General features: G+C 67.7%; 18 protein-coding genes. 11 read left to right on the plus strand and 7 right to left on the minus strand.

Annotation, left to right across the window (positions count from 1 at the left end; translation table 11 throughout):
• Window positions 1-3 precede the first annotated feature (3 nt).
• Window positions 4-636, minus strand: a complete 633-nt coding sequence (locus HZ992_RS11280) for a class I SAM-dependent methyltransferase (protein WP_209386724.1) — start codon at window positions 634-636, stop codon at window positions 4-6.
• 30 nt (window positions 637-666) lie between these two features.
• Here HZ992_RS11280 and HZ992_RS11285 point away from each other — a divergent pair, with 30 nt between their 5' ends.
• The 3 genes from HZ992_RS11285 to HZ992_RS11295 all read left to right on the plus strand — a co-directional run bounded on the left by HZ992_RS11285 (window position 667) and on the right by HZ992_RS11295 (window position 2,705).
• Complete coding sequence (locus HZ992_RS11285) at window positions 667-1,119, plus strand: hypothetical protein (RefSeq protein ID WP_209386725.1); 453 nt, start codon at window positions 667-669, stop codon at window positions 1,117-1,119.
• Window positions 1,120-1,184: 65 nt separating this feature from the next.
• On the plus strand, window positions 1,185-1,985 hold the full coding sequence (locus HZ992_RS11290; RefSeq protein WP_245213436.1) for a TlpA disulfide reductase family protein: 801 nt from the start codon (window positions 1,185-1,187) through the stop codon (window positions 1,983-1,985).
• Window positions 1,986-2,003: 18 nt separating this feature from the next.
• A complete protein-coding gene (locus HZ992_RS11295) occupies window positions 2,004-2,705 on the plus strand; it encodes a class I SAM-dependent methyltransferase (protein WP_209387139.1) in 702 nt (233 codons plus the stop codon).
• A 19-nt stretch (window positions 2,706-2,724) separates the two neighbouring features.
• On the opposite strand, the gene HZ992_RS11300 is transcribed toward HZ992_RS11295, so the two are convergent.
• Window positions 2,725-4,068: a sigma-54 interaction domain-containing protein gene (locus tag HZ992_RS11300; RefSeq protein WP_209386727.1), complete on the minus strand. Its 1,344-nt coding sequence runs from the start codon at window positions 4,066-4,068 to the stop codon at window positions 2,725-2,727.
• A gap of 2 nt (window positions 4,069-4,070) precedes the next feature.
• Entirely contained in the window at window positions 4,071-4,844 is a 774-nt protein-coding gene (locus tag HZ992_RS11305) for a Crp/Fnr family transcriptional regulator (RefSeq protein ID WP_209386728.1), read from the minus strand.
• Between the two features lie 237 nt (window positions 4,845-5,081).
• On the opposite strand from HZ992_RS11305, the gene petA reads away from it, so the two are divergent.
• The 8 genes from petA (at window position 5,082) to xth (ending at window position 12,495) form a co-directional block, all read left to right on the plus strand.
• Window positions 5,082-5,696, plus strand: a complete 615-nt coding sequence (gene petA, locus HZ992_RS11310) for a ubiquinol-cytochrome c reductase iron-sulfur subunit (protein ID WP_209386729.1) — start codon at window positions 5,082-5,084, stop codon at window positions 5,694-5,696.
• Complete coding sequence (gene ccoG / locus HZ992_RS11315; protein ID WP_209386730.1) at window positions 5,693-7,114, plus strand: cytochrome c oxidase accessory protein CcoG; 1,422 nt, start codon at window positions 5,693-5,695, stop codon at window positions 7,112-7,114. Before petA ends, ccoG begins: the two co-directional genes overlap by 4 nt.
• A gap of 215 nt (window positions 7,115-7,329) precedes the next feature.
• Entirely contained in the window at window positions 7,330-8,943 is a 1,614-nt protein-coding gene (locus tag HZ992_RS11320; RefSeq protein ID WP_209386731.1) for a tetrathionate reductase family octaheme c-type cytochrome, read from the plus strand.
• Between the two features lie 20 nt (window positions 8,944-8,963).
• Window positions 8,964-9,563, plus strand: coding sequence for a cytochrome b/b6 domain-containing protein (locus tag HZ992_RS11325; RefSeq protein ID WP_209386732.1), 600 nt, complete (start codon window positions 8,964-8,966; stop codon window positions 9,561-9,563).
• A 38-nt stretch (window positions 9,564-9,601) separates the two neighbouring features.
• Window positions 9,602-9,994 (plus strand): hypothetical protein, encoded by a 393-nt coding sequence (locus HZ992_RS11330; protein ID WP_209386733.1) that lies wholly within the window; start codon window positions 9,602-9,604, stop codon window positions 9,992-9,994.
• A 29-nt stretch (window positions 9,995-10,023) separates the two neighbouring features.
• Window positions 10,024-10,344, plus strand: coding sequence for a hypothetical protein (locus tag HZ992_RS11335; RefSeq protein WP_209386734.1), 321 nt, complete (start codon window positions 10,024-10,026; stop codon window positions 10,342-10,344).
• Window positions 10,345-10,375: 31 nt separating this feature from the next.
• Window positions 10,376-11,533 (plus strand): rhodanese-like domain-containing protein, encoded by a 1,158-nt coding sequence (locus HZ992_RS11340; RefSeq protein ID WP_209386735.1) that lies wholly within the window; start codon window positions 10,376-10,378, stop codon window positions 11,531-11,533.
• Between the two features lie 194 nt (window positions 11,534-11,727).
• Window positions 11,728-12,495 carry an exodeoxyribonuclease III gene (gene xth / locus HZ992_RS11345; protein WP_209386736.1) on the plus strand — a complete coding sequence of 256 codons (768 nt, stop codon included), beginning with the start codon at window positions 11,728-11,730 and terminating at the stop codon, window positions 12,493-12,495.
• A 6-nt stretch (window positions 12,496-12,501) separates the two neighbouring features.
• On the opposite strand, the gene ntrC is transcribed toward xth, so the two are convergent.
• From ntrC to glnA, 4 genes are all read right to left on the minus strand, one after another.
• Window positions 12,502-13,992, minus strand: coding sequence for a nitrogen regulation protein NR(I) (gene ntrC, locus HZ992_RS11350; protein WP_209386737.1), 1,491 nt, complete (start codon window positions 13,990-13,992; stop codon window positions 12,502-12,504).
• Window positions 13,993-14,040: 48 nt separating this feature from the next.
• On the minus strand, window positions 14,041-15,150 hold the full coding sequence (gene glnL / locus HZ992_RS11355; protein ID WP_209386738.1) for a nitrogen regulation protein NR(II): 1,110 nt from the start codon (window positions 15,148-15,150) through the stop codon (window positions 14,041-14,043).
• Window positions 15,147-15,662 (minus strand): hypothetical protein, encoded by a 516-nt coding sequence (locus HZ992_RS11360; protein ID WP_245213437.1) that lies wholly within the window; start codon window positions 15,660-15,662, stop codon window positions 15,147-15,149. The genes glnL and HZ992_RS11360 overlap by 4 nt, the downstream gene beginning before the upstream one ends.
• A gap of 152 nt (window positions 15,663-15,814) precedes the next feature.
• Window positions 15,815-17,230 carry a type I glutamate--ammonia ligase gene (glnA, locus tag HZ992_RS11365; protein WP_209386739.1) on the minus strand — a complete coding sequence of 472 codons (1,416 nt, stop codon included), beginning with the start codon at window positions 17,228-17,230 and terminating at the stop codon, window positions 15,815-15,817.
• Window positions 17,231-17,373: the final 143 nt, after the last annotated feature.

The raw sequence follows: 17,373 nt of genomic DNA on the forward strand, positions 1-17,373 counted from the left end.
GGCTCAGCGCTTGCGCGCGACGATGCCGATCAGCGCCGAGCGGCCGCGGTGCTGCGTGCCCTCGGTGAGTTCGGCCTCGTAGCTGCGAAGTTCGAGGATCTCCATCCCGGCGAACGACTCGCGCAGCATCGCCTCGGTGTACATGTGCGACTCTCGCGGCGGGCCGCCGGTCTTGTTCGCCAGTTGTTCGGGCCGGTAGCCCTGCAGCACCAGCAGCCCGCCCGGGCGCAAGGTGTCGACCATGTGCGCGAACAGGCGCGCGCGCATCGGCGGATCGGCGAACTGGATGAAGATCGCCGCGACCAGGTCGTAGGCTTCGCGCGGCCAGGCCAGCGCGTCGCCATCGGCGACGGCGTAGTCGACCGTCACGCCCGCCTGCGCAGCCAGCCGGCGCGCCTTGGCGACGCCCACCGCGGAGATGTCGAAGGCATCGACCTTCAGGCCCTGGCGCGCCAGCCACACACTGTTGCGGCCCTCGCCATCGGCCACGCACAACGCCCGGCTTCCCGGCCGCAGCAGCGCCGCCTGCGCGCGCAGGTACTCATTGGGCTGCTGGCCGAAGATGAATTCGTCGGTGGCGAAGCGCTGGTCCCAGGTGGCGGCGGCGTCTGCAAAGGCAGATGTTTGCGATGTCACGGCGAACTCCAGAAAGTTCCCTGCGCTCGCTTGCGGCAGGTCATCGGAGAACTATACGTCGCCGGGTATAAACGTCTCATCAATGGTTTCGCCCTGGAGGCCTTTATGAAGCTCGCTCAATTGATTGTCCTGGCTGCCTGCCTGTCGGCCGGCGGCGTCTTCGCGCAGACCGGCGCGGCGTCGGGCCCCGGTCCCGGCCCGGCAGCGAGTGCCCCCGGCATGGGCATGGGGATGGGCATGGGCCCGGGTGGCGGGCGCGGCCCGATGAATCGTTGGAGTGGGGACAACACTCCGGGCTGGACGATGATGACCCCGCAGGAACGCACCGAGCACCAGACCCGCATGCGCTCGATGACCAACTACGACGAGTGCAAGACCTATCAGGCGCAGCACCACGAGCAGATGATCGCGCGCGCCAAGGAGCGCGGTGCCAAGCCTCTGGCCGCACCTCGGCGCGACCCTTGCGCGAGCCTGAAGCGCTGAAGCTGTCGTCGCAGCGGTTGGGCGACGTGGCGCAGGCGGCATACTGAGCCGTGCTGTCGATCTCGTTGGGCCCCATTTCTCTGCCGCTTGCGCCGCTGCTGCTGTTGCTGGCCATCGGTTCGGCGTCCTGGTTCTCGGGCCGCCTGGCCGGGCCGGCGCAGTCGCTCGCGGCCGGCAACGCCGTTTTCGGCGCCGGCTTGGCCGGCTTGCTGACAGCGCGACTCGTTCACCTCGCCCTGCATTTCGACCTGTACGCGGCTTCGCCGCTGTCTGCCCTCGACATCCGCGATGGCGGCTGGCATGGCTCGGCCGGCATGCTGGCCGGTGTGGCCTGGCTGGCATGGCGGGGCTGGCGGTCTCCTCCATTGCGCCGGCCACTCGGCGGGGGCCTGCTGGCCGGCGTGCTGTTGTGGACCGGCGGGACGCTGGCGCTGCAGGCGCCGGGCCACGACACGCTGCCCGCGATCGAACTGGTCGCGCTCGACAGCGCAGGTGCCACCACGCTGCCCCAGGCGGCGCGCCAGCGGCCCGTGGTGGTCAACCTGTGGGCCAGCTGGTGCGGGCCTTGCCGGCAGGAGATGCCGGTACTCGCGGCAGCGCAGCAGCGCGAGGCTTCCATCGGCTTCCTGTTCGTCAACCAGGGCGAATCGGCGGCCACCGTGAATGCCTACCTGGCCTCGCAAGGCTTGCCACTGCGCGAGGTGCTGCTCGACGCACGCTCCGCGCTCGGCCCGGCCGTCGGATCGCGCGGGCTGCCCACCACGCTCTTCTACGACGCGCAGGGCCGCCTCGTCGGCGCGCACATGGGCGTGCTCAACGCCGCTGCACTCGAAGGCCGCCTGCGCGAGCTGCGCGGCAACCCCTGATCCAGGACCCGACGCATGATGCCGACCACTGACGCTCCGCCGCTGATCGACGACGAACTCGAGGTCCTCGCCGCATTGTTGCCGCTGTCCGATCAGGACATCGTCGAGCTCGGCTGCGGTGCCGCGCGGCTCGCGCGCGAGCTGCTGGTGCGCTGGCCCGGCAGCCGCGTCACTGGATTGGAGGTGGACGAACGCCAGCATGCCAAGAACATGGCTGCGCCTCAGCAGGGGCTGCGATTCGTTGCCGGTGCCGCGCAGGCCATACCCTTCCCCGATGCCAGCTTCGACCTGGCGCTGATGCTCAAGTCGCTGCACCACGTGCCGTTGCCGCTGCTCAGCCAGGCCCTGCGCGAGACCGCCCGCGTGCTGCGCCCGGGCGGCCACCTGTACGTGTCGGAGCCGGTCTACGCCGGGCCGCTCAACGAGCTGGTGCGCCTGTTCAACGACGAAGGCGTGGTGCGCGCCGCGGCGCAGTCCGCGCTCGACGAGGCCTTGCAGGGCCGCACCTGGGAGCAGGTGGCCGAACGCCGCTTCGAGACGCCGGTGGCCTTCAAGGACTTCGCCGATTTCGAGCAGCGCATGATGCGGCCGACCTTCGCCGACCACCGCATCGACGATGCCAAGTTGGCCCAGGTGGGCGCCGCCTTCGCGCCGCACTGCGGCCCGCAGGGCGCGTGCTTCACGCGGCCGATGCACGTGCGGCTGTTGCGCCGCTGCTGAGCCGGCATGCAGCGGCGGATCAGCGCTCGATATCCAGCTCGCGCAGCTTCCGGTACAGCGTGCGCGGGCTGATGCCCAGGCGCGTTGCCAGCTCGCGCCGGCTGCCATGGTGCGCCGCCAGCGCCGCGCGCAAGGCCTGTTGCTCGGCATCGTGCAGCGGCGCCTTCGGCTGCGATGGCCAGGCGCCTTCCCTCGCGGCAAGGGCACTGCCCGGCGCCGCACCCAGCGCCAGGGCACGATCGACGCACGCTGCGGTGATCAGCTCGCCATCGCTCAGCAGCATGGCACGCTCCAGCACGTTGCGCAGCTCGCGCACGTTGCCAGGGAAGGCGTGCCGCATCAGCCGGCGCAGCGCGGCGGGCGCCAGCGACAGATGGCGTTCGCCGCCCAGTCGCGAGAGCAGCGACTCCACCAGCAACGGCACGTCCTCGCTGCGATCGCGCAAGGGCGGCAGCGCGATCGGGAAGGTGCTCAGCCGGTAGAACAGATCCTGCCGGAAGCGCCCCTGCGCGATCAGCGCCTGCAGGTCGCGGTGCGTGGCCGACACCAGCCGCACGTCGGTTCGGCGCAGTTCGGTGCTGCCCACGCGCCGGTAGGTGCCGCTCTCCAGCAGGCGCAGCAGCTTGACCTGCACGGCCAGCGGGATGTCGCCCACCTCATCGAGGAACAGCGTGCCGCCGGCGGCCGCCTCCACCAGGCCGGCCTTGGCAGCGTAGGCCCCCGTGAACGCACCCTTCTCGTGGCCGAAGACCTCGCTCTCGAACAGCGTCTCGGGCAGGCTCGCGCAGTCGACCACGACCAGCGGACGCGAGGCGCGCGGGCTCGCCTCGTGCACGGCCCGCGCCACCAGCTCCTTGCCGGTGCCCGACTCGCCCAGCAGCAGCACGCTGGCCTCGGACGGTCCGACGCGCGCGACCAGCTCGAGCATCTCGCGGAAGGCGCGTGATCGCCCGATCAAGCCCTGCGCGGCCGGCTCGCCGCGTGCCACGCGCAGCGGCTCCATCTTCTCGATGAACCAGGCCTGCCGGCCCTTCGCGTCGCGCAGCGGCACGAGTTCGATGTTGACGTAGGCCTCGCCCTGCGGCGTGTGGTGCAGGTGCATCACGCGTTCGCGCTGCCCGCTGAGCCGGGCGCGCGCCAGCGGGCAGCTCTCGCCGGCCTGGTCGCAGGGCACGCTGAACTGGTGCGACACCGCGTAGCAGGTGCGGCCGACCACCGAGGCTTTCGGGCTGAACTGGCGGCGATAGGCGGCGTTGGCCGCGACGATACGGTAGTGCGCATCGAACAGGATGTGCGGCTCGGGCAGGCCTTCGAGAAAGGCCACCAACTCCGGCGATGGCGTGGGGTTCTGCGTGCCAGACACGATCAGGCCGACTCCTGCGCACGCAGCGCTTCGGCCAGGCGAACAGGGTCGACGCGCGCCTGGCGCGGCGGCAGCAACTCGAGCACGCCGTCGCGGCGCAACTGGCTGACGATGCGGCTGCCGGTCTCGACCGTGATGTCGAGCATGGCCCCCATCTCCTCGCGCCGCGGCAGCCAGATCAGGCCGGCGGCGTCCGGGTAACGGCAAAGCTGCTCGATCAGCTTGAGCATGCGGCGCCGTGCGGCTCCGGTGGCGAGATCCGCGACCCAGGCTTCGGCACGCTCGAGCGCCTGCTGCCAGCGGCTCATCAGCTCACGCAGCAACCCGCTCTCGGCTTGCCCGAGTTCGTCGACCAGCGTGCGCGGAATGCGGCACAGCTGCACGGGCGTGCAGGCCACGGCCTCGTCGGCATAGGGCCGGTTCAGGAGCGCCTCCTGGCCGATCAGCTCGCCCTGCCCGGCCAGGCGCACGATGCGGCGCACCCCGCCTTCGGTCACGCGCTCGAAACGGACGATGCCGCTGCGCACGGTGTAGACCGCCGCCGCAGACTCGCCACGCCGGTAAACCGGCTGATCGGCGGCCAGTTGCGGCGCGTCGATATGCGCATGAATGCGGTCGAGCGAAGCGGCGTCGAGCACACCGAACAGCGCGGTGCGGCGCACCTCGCACTGCTGACACACCCTGGCCTGCGGATGCGGGTCGTGCAAGGCATACAGGGGCCAGGCTTTCGCCAGCATCGTGGGCTGCTCCGTCTGCGCCACTGAGGCGCGATACATCAGTCTACGATGATATTTATCCCGGGGAGCCAAAGCGCCCGGGCGCCCCAGGGACATCGCTGCCAGATGTGCCATGGATGCCACAAACGGCAGTGCTTGGCAGCGTCAGGACCGAGGTCATCCGAGCCAAGTCCTTGTCAGCAATCATGAATGGCCGAGCGCCGGATCAGGCACGCATCTTGATACCCATCATGGTATCGGCGCACCGCGCCCACCGAACCCCCTGAAAGGCCCCTGATGTCCGACCACACCCTGCCCCTCGTCGAAGCCGCCGGCATCGACACGCAGCGACGCACCTGGCTCATCGCCACCGGCGCCGCCGGCGGCGCGGCCGCCATCGCCACGGCGGTGCCGTTCGTGGCCAGCTTCGCACCGAGCGAACGCGCCAAGGCGCTCGGTGCGGCCGTGGAGGTGGACATTTCCGATCTCACCCCGGGTGCGATGAAGACGGTGGAGTGGCGCGGGAAGCCGGTGTGGGTGGTGCGCCGCACGGCGGAGATGCTCGCTGCCTTGCAGGGCCAGGACGCACACCTGGCCGACCCGCAGTCGGCCAAGGACCAGCAGCCCGAGTACGCGCGCAATGCCGCGCGCTCGGTGCGGCCCGAGGTGTTCGTCGCCGTGGGCATCTGCACGCACCTCGGCTGCTCGCCGAGCACGGTGCCGGCCGGATCGGCCAATCCCAGCGTCGGCGCCGACTGGCAAGGCGGCTTCTTCTGCCCCTGCCACGGCTCCACCTTCGACGGCGCCGGCCGCGTGTTCAAGAACAAGCCCGCCCCCACCAACCTCGAGGTGCCGCCGCATCGCTACCTGAGCGACACGCGCATCGTCATCGGCGAGGACGGCGTGGCATGAACACCGACAGCAGCGCGGCGGTGCAGACCGTCTCCCTCTACCAGGCGCACAACAAGATCTACCCGCGCGCCGTGACCGGACGCTTCGTCAACTGGCGCTGGGCGCTGGTGTGGCTGACGCAGATCGTCTTCTACGGGCTGCCCTGGCTGAACTGGAACGAGCGGCAAGCCGTGCTGTTCGACCTGGCCAGCCGCCGCTTCTACATCTTCGGCCTGGTGCTCTACCCGCAGGATTTCATCTACCTGACGGCGATGCTGCTGCTGGCCGCCTACTCGCTGTTCCTGTTCACCGCCGTGTCGGGGCGGCTTTGGTGCGGCTACGCCTGCCCGCAGACGGTGTACAGCGAGATCTTCATGTGGGTGGAGCGCCGTTTCGAGGGCGACCGCGCGGCACGCATGAAGCTCGATGCCGCGCCATGGTCGGCGGCCAAGTTGATGCGCAAGTCGGGCAAGCAGGCCGCCTGGGTGGCCATCGGGCTGTGGACGGGCTTCAGCTTCGTCGGCTACTTCACGCCCATCGTCACGCTGGCCGGCGAGGCGATGGCCCTGAGCCTGAGCGGCTGGGAGAGCTTCTGGGTGCTGTTCTACGGCTTCGCCACCTACGGCAACGCCGGCTACATGCGCGAGCAGGTGTGCAAGTACATGTGCCCCTACGCGCGCTTCCAGAGCGCGATGTTCGACAAGGACACGCTGATCATCACCTACGACAACGCGCGTGGCGAGCCGCGCGGCTCGCGCTCGAAGAAGGCGGATGCCACCGCGCAGGGCCTGGGAGCCTGCGTCGACTGCAACCTGTGCGTGCAGGTCTGCCCGACCGGCATCGACATCCGCAAGGGTCTGCAGTACGAATGCATCGGCTGCGCCGCCTGCATCGACGTGTGCGACGGCGTGATGGACAAGATGGGCTATGCCCGCGGACTGGTGCGCTACGACACGCAGAACGGCCTGTCGCAGCACCTCACGCGAGGCCAGTTGCTGCGGCGAGTGATGCGGCCACGCGTGCTGGTGTACAGCTCGGTGCTGCTGCTCATCGCCGCCGGCGTGGCCACCAGCCTGGCGCTGCGCTCTCCCTTCAAGGTCGACGTGGTGCGCGATCGTGCTTCGCTGGCACGCATCGTCGACGACGGCTACGTCGAGAACGTCTACCGGCTGCAGATCATGAACGCCACGGAGTCGACGCAGAGCTACCGCGTCACGGCCGATGGCCTTCCAGGCCTCGTGCTGGCCACGCCGGTGCTGCACCGGCTCGGCCCCACCGAAGCAGGCTGGGTGACGCTGGCGCTGCGCGTGCCGCCCGACACCGCTGCGCGCACGGCCCCCGGCGCGCACGAAGTGCACTTCGGCATCGAGCGCATGGCCTCGGCGGGCGACAGCGCGCGCAGCGTGCGCGAGAAGTCGACGTTCGTCCTGCCGCGCTGAGCGCCGCGCGGCGTGGCGCCGCCTGGCGCCTCCTGTCGCTCAAGCGCATAGCTGAGCGTTGCGCGCGCGCACAGCGCGCGCATGGCCCTTGATCAGGGGCAACAACCGTTCGGTTCAGGGCGCAGCGCTTGATGCTGATCAGTGTCGGCGACGAGCCGAACCGAATACTCCTACCTGTATATCGGCCCACTGGGCTCGGACAGACTGGAATCACGATGAGAAGAGTTCGAATCAGGCCCCTCCTGGCTCTTGCGGCTGCGCTGGCCCTTCTGGTCTCCCACGCTTCCCCGGCGCAGGAAGCCAAGTCCGTCAAGCTCGGAACGACGGCGGATCACACCAAGTTCAAGGAACTGCAGCGAGAGTTCAAGTCCGGTCCCGAAGTCACCCAGGCCTGCCTGACCTGCCACACCGAGGCTGCCGGGCAGATCCACCGCACCAAGCACTGGTCCTGGGAGTTCCTCAACCCGGACAGCCAGCAGCGCCTGGGCAAGAAGAACGTCATCAACAACTTCTGCATCTCGGTGCCGTCGAACTATGCGTTCTGCACCAGCTGCCACGTCGGCTACGGCTGGAAGGACGCGAACTTCGACTTCAAGTCGGAGCAGAACGTCGATTGCCTCGTGTGCCATGACACCACGGGCAACTACAAGAAGCTGCCTGGCCTGGCTGGCAACGTGCTGGCGCAGGACACCGAGATGCCGCCCGGGTCGGGCAAGATCGTCAAGGGCATCGACCTCGCCAAGGTGGCGCAGAAGGTCGGCAAGAGCAGCCGCGACAACTGCGGTGCCTGCCACTTTTTCGGAGGTGGCGGCGACGGCGTCAAGCACGGCGACATGGACAGTTCGCTGGCCGCGCCCGACAAGGCTCTGGACGTGCACATGGACGCCTCGGGCCTGGACTTCACCTGCGCGGCCTGCCACAAGGCGTCGAGCCACGACGTGGCCGGCAGCCGCTACACGCCCACCGCCAAGGATGCCAAGGGCGCATTGATGCGCGGCCGCGAAGGCGACGACAAGCGCAACCCCGCCACCTGCACCGCGTGCCACGACCTGAAGCCGCACAAGGGCAAGGCGCGCCTGGACAACCACGCCGCCACACTGGCCTGCCAGACCTGCCACATCCCGACCATCGCCCGTGGCGGCGTCGCAACCAAGCTGACGTGGGACTGGTCCACAGCCGGCCAGCTGGATGACAAGGGCCAGCCGATCATCAAGAAGAACGCCAAGGGCCAGGTCGTCTACGACTCGAAGAAGGGCGACTTCACGCTCGGCGAGAACGTGGTGCCCGAGTACGCCTGGTTCAACGGCGACGTGCGCTACACGCTGCTGGGCGACAAGATCGATGCTGGCGCCGGCGTGGTGAAGATCAATGCGCTGGGTGGCAGCCCGAACGACGGCAAGTCGCTGATCTGGCCGATGAAGGTGTTCCGCGGTTCGCAACCCTACGACACCGAGAACCGCACGCTGGTCACGCCGCACACCGCGGGCAACGACGACACCGCCTACTGGAAGAACTTCGGCTGGGAGAAGGCCGTCGCCAGCGGCATGCAGGTCAGCGGCGCGCCGTTCAGCGGGAAGCTCGGCTTCGTCAAGACCGAGATGTCGTGGCCCATCACGCACATGGTCGCGCCGAAGGAAAAGGCACTGGGCTGCACCGACTGCCACACCGCCGCGGGAGGCCGCCTGGCCGGCATCGAAGGCGTCTACCTGCCGGCGCGTGACCGCAACGTGCTGATCGATACCGCGGGCTGGGGCCTGGCCCTGCTGACATTTTTCGGGGTGGCCGGCCACGGACTGCTGCGCTTCGCCAGCCGGCGCCGCACACGCTGAAGACGCACGAGGGAACACGAATGACCACCGAACGCATCTACCTCTTCAAGGGCTTCGAGCGCTTCTGGCACTGGGCACAGGCCGCACTGATCATCTTCATGCTGATCAGCGGCTTCGAAGTGCATGGCAGCTACGAGTTGCTGGGCTACCGTCGGGCAGCGCAACTCCATTCCAACGCGGCCTGGGCGCTGATCGGCCTGTGGATCTTCGCGATCTTCTGGCACCTGACCACCGGCGAATGGCGCCAGTACATCCCCACGACCGAGAAGGTCCTGGCGGTGGCCCGCTTCTATTCGTCAGGCATCTTCAAGGGCGAAGCTCACCCCTACGAGACCACGGCGCAACGCAAGCACAACCCGCTGCAACGACTGACCTACCTGGCCATCCTGGTGCTGGTGAGCCCGCTGATCTGGATCACTGGCTGGCTCTATCTCTTCCATGCCGAATGGGCCGCGTGGGGGCTCGGCGGCCTGAAGCTGGAGTGGGTGGCCTGGGGCCACACGATCGGGGCATTCCTGATGCTGGCCTTCCTGATCAGCCATGTCTACCTGATCACCACAGGCCACACGATCGGCGCCCAGCTGAAGGCCATGGTCACCGGCTGGGAAGACGCCCATTGAACCTCAAACACACGATCGCGAACCACTGGAGTCTCATCATGAAGTCGACCCGCCTCATCCCCGCTGCCGCCTTGGCGGCCTTGCTCGCCGCTTCGTTCCCGGCCCAGGCCTACGACGCGGACTGGAAGCGCGGCCGGGTCTACTACCGCAGCGTCTGCACGGCCTGCCACGTGGCCAGCCCGGTGGGCAGCATCAATCCGAGCACGCGCCTGAAGCTCGAGTGGACGGCCTACCTGAGCGCCGACAAGCATGCCAAGGGCAAGGAGAAGCTCGGCACGTACTACAGCAAGGCCTACCGCAACAGCATCAAGGCCACCAACAAGGCGGCCGAGAAGTTCATCGACGTGCCGGATGCCGAGCTTGCCGAAGACGTCAAGGCCTTCCTGATCAAGGGTGCCAAGGACGGCGACGCACCGGCCAGCTGCAGCTGAACGGCTCGATGGTCATGGGAGCCAATGGCATGAGCGTCGCGCCGACCGGGCCTGTCCGCAGGGGCTTCCGCACCGACCACGAGAAGGTCTTCGTGAAGTTGTGGGTCACGCTGCTGTTCTTTGCCTGGAGCGGCCCCGTGGCCAGTGCCTTGTTCAGGAAGGCGGGGCTGACGGCCATCGACCAAACCCATCTCGAGTCGTTCGAGAAGACCGGCATCGGCTACCAGGCCTTCTGGCCCGAGATGCTGGGCGGCTGGGGCCTGAGCCTGCTGTGCGGTGGCGCGTTGCTGCTGGCCTGGTCCGCATGGGTTCGCGACAACGACTCGACCGAAAAATTCACGCTCATCTGAGTTCCGAAAACGAATGCAACAGGAGAACACCATGAAGCTCGAGAGACTGTCGCTTGCGGTCGCGCTGGCCGCCTTCTTGGCGGCGCCGCCCGTGCTGGCACAACAGGCAGCACCGGCCACCGCGGCCACCGCCGTACAAGCCAGGGAGGGTTGGTACCACGCGCTGGTCGACACCGCCTTCGTGCGCGCCAACGTCGACATCCCGCCCAAGAAGGGCGTCATGCTGATCGACTCGCGCCCGGCCGCGCGACAGTTCGACCCCGGTCACATCCCCAGCGCCGTCAACATCCCGGACACGCAGTTCGACAAACAGTCGAGCAAGCTGCCGGCCGACAAGTCCACGCTGCTGATCTTCTACTGCGGCGGCGTCGACTGCATGCTGAGTCACAACTCCGCCTTCAAGGCGGAAAAGCTGGGCTATAGCAACATCAAGGTCTATGCCGCCGGCATGCCCGAGTGGAAGTCTGCAGGGGGCGCCGTTTCGGTCTCGATGGCGCACATCAAGAAGCTGGCTGCCGACAAGGAGCCGCACGCGCTGATCGACTCGCGGCCCCGCCGCACGGCCGAGAAGGGAATGATTCCCGGCGCCATCAACATTCCGGACACCGAATTCGACAAGCTGGTCGACCAGCTTCCCAAGGACAAGGCGACGCCGCTGATCTTCTACTGCGGCGGTCTGGAATGCGTGCTGAGCGACAAGTCCGCCGAGAGAGCGCGCAAGCTGGGCTACACGAACGTGACGACCTATCCGGAGGGCCACCCCGAGTGGCTGGCTGCGCATGGCCAGGCGCCGATTGCCGCTGCCACGGCGGCGGTGGGCGCAAGCCCTGCCGCTGCGCCCGCCGCAGCGCTGGTGCCGGGCAAGGAGAAGGGATCGGTCACGGTGGCCTCGTTCCAGCAGGTGTGGAGCACGAACCCCGGCTCGGTGCTGCTGGTCGATGTGCGCGACGCGAAAGAGTTCGCCAACGGCTCGATCAAGGGTGCCGTCAGCCTGCCCATCAACGACCTCGAAAAGAAGCTGGGAACCTTGCCCACCGACAAGCCGGTGGTGTTCATCTGCGGCACCGGCGCACGCTCGGGAGAGGCCTACGACATGGTCAAGCTGTATCGGGCCGAGGTGCAGGCCTTTTTCATCGACGCCGAGGCCAAGTTCCTGGCCGACGGAAGCTACACGATGAAGCAAAAGTAGAGGCTCCTCGGCTGCGCTGGGGCAGACCGCGCAACGGGAACACGCCTTCGATCGACTGAAGGCGCGTTCTGACTCCGACTGCGGCGGACTCTGGATAGCGTGACTGCTCTAGGAGGATCTAACCGACTACCGTGCTCCGGGTGCGCGAGCCAACGGCCTCTTGTAGGATGGCGTCGCAGCTACTGAGGATCACATTGAAGCTCGCCACCTGGAACGTCAATTCGCTGTCGGTGCGGCTGCCGCAGCTGCTCGATTGGCTCGCCGTCCATCCGGTCGATGCCATCGTGCTGCAGGAAACCAAGCTCACCGACGACAAGTTCCCGCACGCGGAGATCGCCGCCGCCGGCTACCGGTCGAGCTGGTTCGGCCAGAAGACCTACAACGGCGTGGCGCTGCTCAGCCGCGACGAGGCGCTCGAGCCGGTGCGCAACATCCCCGGCTTCGACGACGAGCAGGCCCGCGTCATCGCCGGCACGGTGGGCGGCTTGCGCGTGATCGGTGCCTATTTCCCGAACGGCCAGGCGCCCGACAGCGACAAGTTCGTCTACAAGATGCGCTGGCTCGATGCGCTGCGCGCCTGGGTGGCCGGCGAACTCGCGGCCCACCCGCAGCTCGTGCTGATGGGCGACTTCAACATCGCACCGGAAGACCGCGACGTCTACGACCCGGTGGCCTGGGCCGGCCAGATCCATTGCACGCCGCAGGAGCGCGAACATTTCCGGCAACTGGTGGCGCTCGGCCTGCACGACGCCTTCCGGCTCTTCGAACAGCCGCCGAAGAGCTGGAGCTGGTGGGACTACCGCAACCTGGCATTCCGCAAGAACCAGGGCCTGCGCATCGACCACATCCTGGTCAGCGAGGCGCTGAAGCCGCGCGTGGCGGCCTGCACCATCGACAAGCTGCCGCGAAAGAACGAACGCCCGAGCGACCACGCGCCCGTGGTCGTCGAACTCACGGCCTGATCGATCTCAATCGTCCAGGCCGAGTTCCTGGATCTTGCGTGTGATGGTGTTGCGGCCGATGCCCAGTTTCTGCGCGGCCTCAATGCGGCGGCCTCGGGTGATCTCCAGCGCGGTGTGGATGAGCTGAGCCTCGAACTTGCGCGTCAGCGCATCCCACACCTCAGGTGCGCCGGACAGCAGCATCTGCCGTGCGTCCTGCTCCAGTCCGCTGAGCCAGTCGCCGCCGGGCGCGCTGGCCGCAGGTGCGGCGACTTCGGCCACCGCTGCCGCCTGCGGCACGGCATGCGCCACGGGCGGCGCCTCTGCGGCCTCGGCGGCCGGGGCCGCGGCGCGCGGCGTGCCTTCGCCCATCAGCTCAGGCGGCAGGTCCTTGGGTTCGATCACCTGTGCCGGTGCCATCACAGTGAGCCAGTGGCAGATGTTCTCGAGCTGGCGCACGTTGCCGGGGAAATCGAACTTCATCAGCCGAGCCACTGCCGCATCGGTGATGCGCTTGGTCTCGACGCCGAGCTCGCGCGCGCTCTTCTGCAGGAAGAACTTGGCGAGCGAGGGCACGTCTTCGCGACGTTCGCGCAACGCCGGCAGGCGCAGCCGGATCACGTTGAGGCGGTGGAACAGGTCTTCGCGGAACACACCCTGCTTGACACGGTCTTCGAGGTTCTGATGGGTGGCGGCGATCACGCGCACGTTGGCGCGCATCGGGTTGTGCCCACCGACACGGTAGAACTGGCCATCCGACAGCACGCGCAGAAGGCGCGTTTGCAGGTCGAAGGGCATGTCGCCGATCTCGTCGAGGAACAAGGTGCCGCCGTCGGCCTGCTCGAAGCGGCCGCGCCGCGTGGTCTGCGCGCCGGTGAAGGCGCCGCGCTCGTGGCCGAACAGTTCGGATTCGAGCAGGTCTTTCGGGATCGCCGCGGTGTTGATCGCGACAAACGGCCCGTTCGCCCGCGGGCTGTGCTTGTGCAGCGCGCCGGCCACGAGTTCCTTGCCGGTGCCCGACTCGCCGGTGATCAGCACCGTGACCACGCTCTGGCTGAGCCGGCCGATGGCGCGAAACACGTCCTGCATGGCCGGCGCCTGACCGAGCATCTCGGGCATCTGCGCCTGCGCACCGTCGCGCACTTCCTCGCGCAGGCTCTCTTCGACGGCGCGGCGGATCAGTTCCACCGCCTTGGGCACGTCGAAGGGCTTGGGCAGGTACTCGAAGGCGCCGCCCTGGAAGGCACTGACGGCGCTGTCCAGGTCGGAGTACGCCGTCATGATGATCACCGGCAGCCCGGGGTGGCGCTCCTTGACCTTGGAGAGCAGTTCGATGCCCGAGCCGCCGGGCATGCGGATGTCGGACACCAGCACCTGCGGCTCGTCGTTCTCGTCCATCGCCGCGAGCACGTCGCGCGGGTTGGTGAAGCTGCGCACCGCGAGGTCTTCGCGGGCGAGCGCCTTCTCCAGCACGAAGCGGATGGATTGGTCGTCGTCAACGATCCAGATGGGTTTCATGCCCTGCCTGTGGTTGCCGCCCACCCTGCCCCCACGGAAGATGGAAGCTCAGGGCAGCGGGATCACGATCTTGAACTGCGTCCTGCCCGGTTCGCTTTCGCATTCGATCGTGCCCTGATGTTGCTGCACGAAGGTCTGCGCGAGCGTGAGTCCGAGCCCGGAGCCTCCGTCCCTGCCCGACACCAGCGGGTAGAAGATGTGCTCTCGGATGGACTCGGGCACGCCCGGGCCGTTGTCCTCGATATGCAATTCCAGTGCCAGACGATAGCGCTGCTTGCCGAGCGTCACCTGACGGGCGATGCGCGTGCGCAGCGTGATGCAGGCGTCGCCCGAGACGATGCGCTCGGCGAGTGCCTGGGCGGCGTTGTGGGCGATGTTGAGCACCGCCTGGATCAATTGCTCGCGGTCGCCGCGAAAGTCGGGGATGGAGACGTCGTAGTCGCGCTCGACCTGCAGCCCGCGCGGAAACTCCGCCAGGATCAGCGAGCGCACCCGCTCGCAGACCTCGTGGATGTTCACGTCGCTCACCACGTGGGGCTTGCGGTGCGGCGCCAGCAGCCGGTCGACCAGCGCCTGCAGGCGGTCGGCCTCGTTGATGATGACCTGGGTGTACTCGGTCAGCGCCCGGCTCTCGACCTCCATCTCGAGCAACTGCGCCGCGCCGCGGATGCCGCCCAGGGGGTTCTTGATCTCGTGGGCGAGGTTGCGGATCAGTTCCTTGTTCGCCTTGGCCTGGCCGAGCGCGCGTTCCTCGCGATCCTGGCGGGTCTGCTGCTCGATCTCCACCAATTCGAGCAGCACGTGCGGCGTGCCGTCCATCTGGTTGACGATGGCATGCACCGGCAAGGCGTCGCCGCCGGTCGGGCCGGGGCGGCGCAGCAGCGCCTCCATGCGGCTGGTGGCGAATTCGTTGCGCGCCACGGCGGCCACGGTGTCGCGCAGCGTGTGCGCCTCGACGAACCAGTCGAACACCGAGCCGCGCTGCACGCTGCGCCGCGACAGGCCGAGCACGTTCTCGAAGGAGGCGTTGGCGAAAACGCAGCGCCCGTCGGGCGAGACCACCGCCACCATCGTGGCCAGGTGATCGAAGGCCGCATAGGCCACCGCAGCGTCGGCGCGTGCCCCCTCGCTGGCGGACGGCTGCGCGGGAGCCTTCACGACGCCGGCAACTTGGAGATCTCGCGCTTGATCGCGGCGATGTCGCTTTCCTTGCGCGCGATGGCAGCCTTCATCTCGGCGACGCGGTCCAGGTACTTCTGGTAGTTGCGTTCGTCGCCGCGGCGTTCGGGCTCGCCCTTGTTGTAGTCCTTGAGCATCTGCTCGAGCTGCTCTTCTTCCTTCCTGAGCTCGCCCTCGAGGATGCGCCGGGCGTCGCCGTCGCGGGCGCGCTGCTGCGCGGGTTCGACCTTCGAGTCGGCCGGCCGCGGGCCGCTGCTGGCCGGCACCGGCGAGCCGGTGCGCGGCCGCTGGCCCTGGATCACGGTGACCGGCGCGCCCTCGATGGTGCGGCAGCCCTTCTCCTTGGCCTCGGCCGCACTGATCGTGTCGGTGTAGAGCACCGGCGGCCCCGGGCAGCGATAGACCACCGTATTGGCCTGCGCCGCGGCCTGCAGCGGCCACAGCGCGGCCGCAGTCGTCAGGACCACCAGGCTCGATCGGATACGGTGCATGCGTCGGACTCCTTGCCTGTCCAACGCCGCAGCAGGGCGTGCAGCCGACAGGCTCAACCCGATTGTCGCCCAGCACCGGTGCACGAATGCATGGATGAACCTGCAGAAAAAAGGGACGGCCATGGCCGTCCCTTCGTTCGAGCGGGAAAAGATCACAGGGCGTAGTACATGTCGAACTCGACCGGGTGAGTGGTCATGCGGAAGCGAGTCACTTCCTGCATCTTCAGTTCGATGTAGGCGTCGATGTACGAGTCGGTGAACACGCCACCCTTGGTCAGGAAGGCACGGTCCTTGTCGAGATAGTCGAGCGCCTGGTCCAGGCTGTGGCAGACGGTCGGGATCTTCGCGTCTTCTTCGGGCGGCAGGTGATACAGGTCCTTCGTCGCGGCTTCGCCCGGGTGGATCTTGTTCTCCACGCCGTCCAGGCCGGCCATCAGCAGTGCGCTGAAGGCCAGGTACGGGTTGGCGGAAGGATCCGGGAAGCGCGCCTCGATGCGGCGGCCCTTCGGGTTCGGCACATACGGGATGCGGATCGAGGCCGAGCGGTTCTTCGCCGAATAGGCCAGCTTGACCGGCGCCTCGAATCCCGGCACCAGGCGCTTGTAGCTGTTGGTGCCCGGGTTGGTGATCGCGTTCAGCGCACGGGCGTGCTTGATGATGCCGCCGATGTAGTACAGCGCGAACTCGGACAGGCCGGCATAGCCGTCACCGGCGAACAGGTTCTTGCCGTCCTTCCAGACCGACTGGTGCACGTGCATGCCCGAGCCGTTGTCGCCGACGATGGGCTTGGGCATGAAGGTCGCGGTCTTGCCGTAGGCGGCAGCGACGTTCGCGATCACGTATTTCTGCAGCTGCAGCCAGTCGGCGCGTTGCACCAGCGTGCTGAACTTGGTGCCGATCTCCATCTGGCCTGCGTTGGCCACCTCGTGGTGGTGCACTTCGACCGGGATGCCCAGCGATTCGAGGATCAGGCACATCTCCGAGCGCAGGTCCTGGCCGGCGTCGATCGGGGGCACGGGGAAGTAGCCGCCCTTGACCGACGGACGGTAGCCGTTGTTGCCGTGCTCGTAGTCCTTGCCGGTGTTCCAGGCGGCTTCCTCGGCCTCGATCTTGACGAAGCAGCCGGACATGTCGACCTGCCAGCGCACGCTGTCGAAGATGAAGAACTCGGGCTCGGGGCCGAAGTAGGCGGCGTCGCCCAGGCCGCTGGCCTTCATGTAGGCCTCGGCGCGGCGGGCCAGCGAACGCGGATCGCGCTCGTAGGGCTTGCCGTCGGTCGGGTCGATGACGTCGCAGGTCAGCAGCAGCGTCGGCTCTTCGAAGAACGGGTCGATGTTGGCGGTGTTCGGGTCGGGCATGAGCGTCATGTCCGAGGCCTCGATGCCCTTCCAGCCGGCGATCGAGGAACCGTCGAAGGCGTGACCCGAAGTGAACTTGTCTTCATCGAAAGCGGAGACAGGCACGGACACGTGCTGTTCCTTGCCGCGGGTGTCGGTGAAGCGGAAGTCGACGAACTTGACCTCGTTCTCCTTCACCATCTTCATCACGTCGGCGACGGTCTTGGCCATCAAAGATCTCCTGGCAGGCTGCTTGTGGGATTGGTCGGTAGTCAGGGCCTCAGCCCTGCGGGTAGGGCCCCGGGGGGCCCAAAAAGCGCACAGGAATGTAGCAGAAACCATGCCTGCGACCGGCAGACTTCGGCCTGTGTACC

Source organism: Rhizobacter sp. AJA081-3 (assembly GCF_017795745.1).
In the GTDB taxonomy this organism is placed as follows: domain Bacteria; phylum Pseudomonadota; class Gammaproteobacteria; order Burkholderiales; family Burkholderiaceae_C; genus Piscinibacter.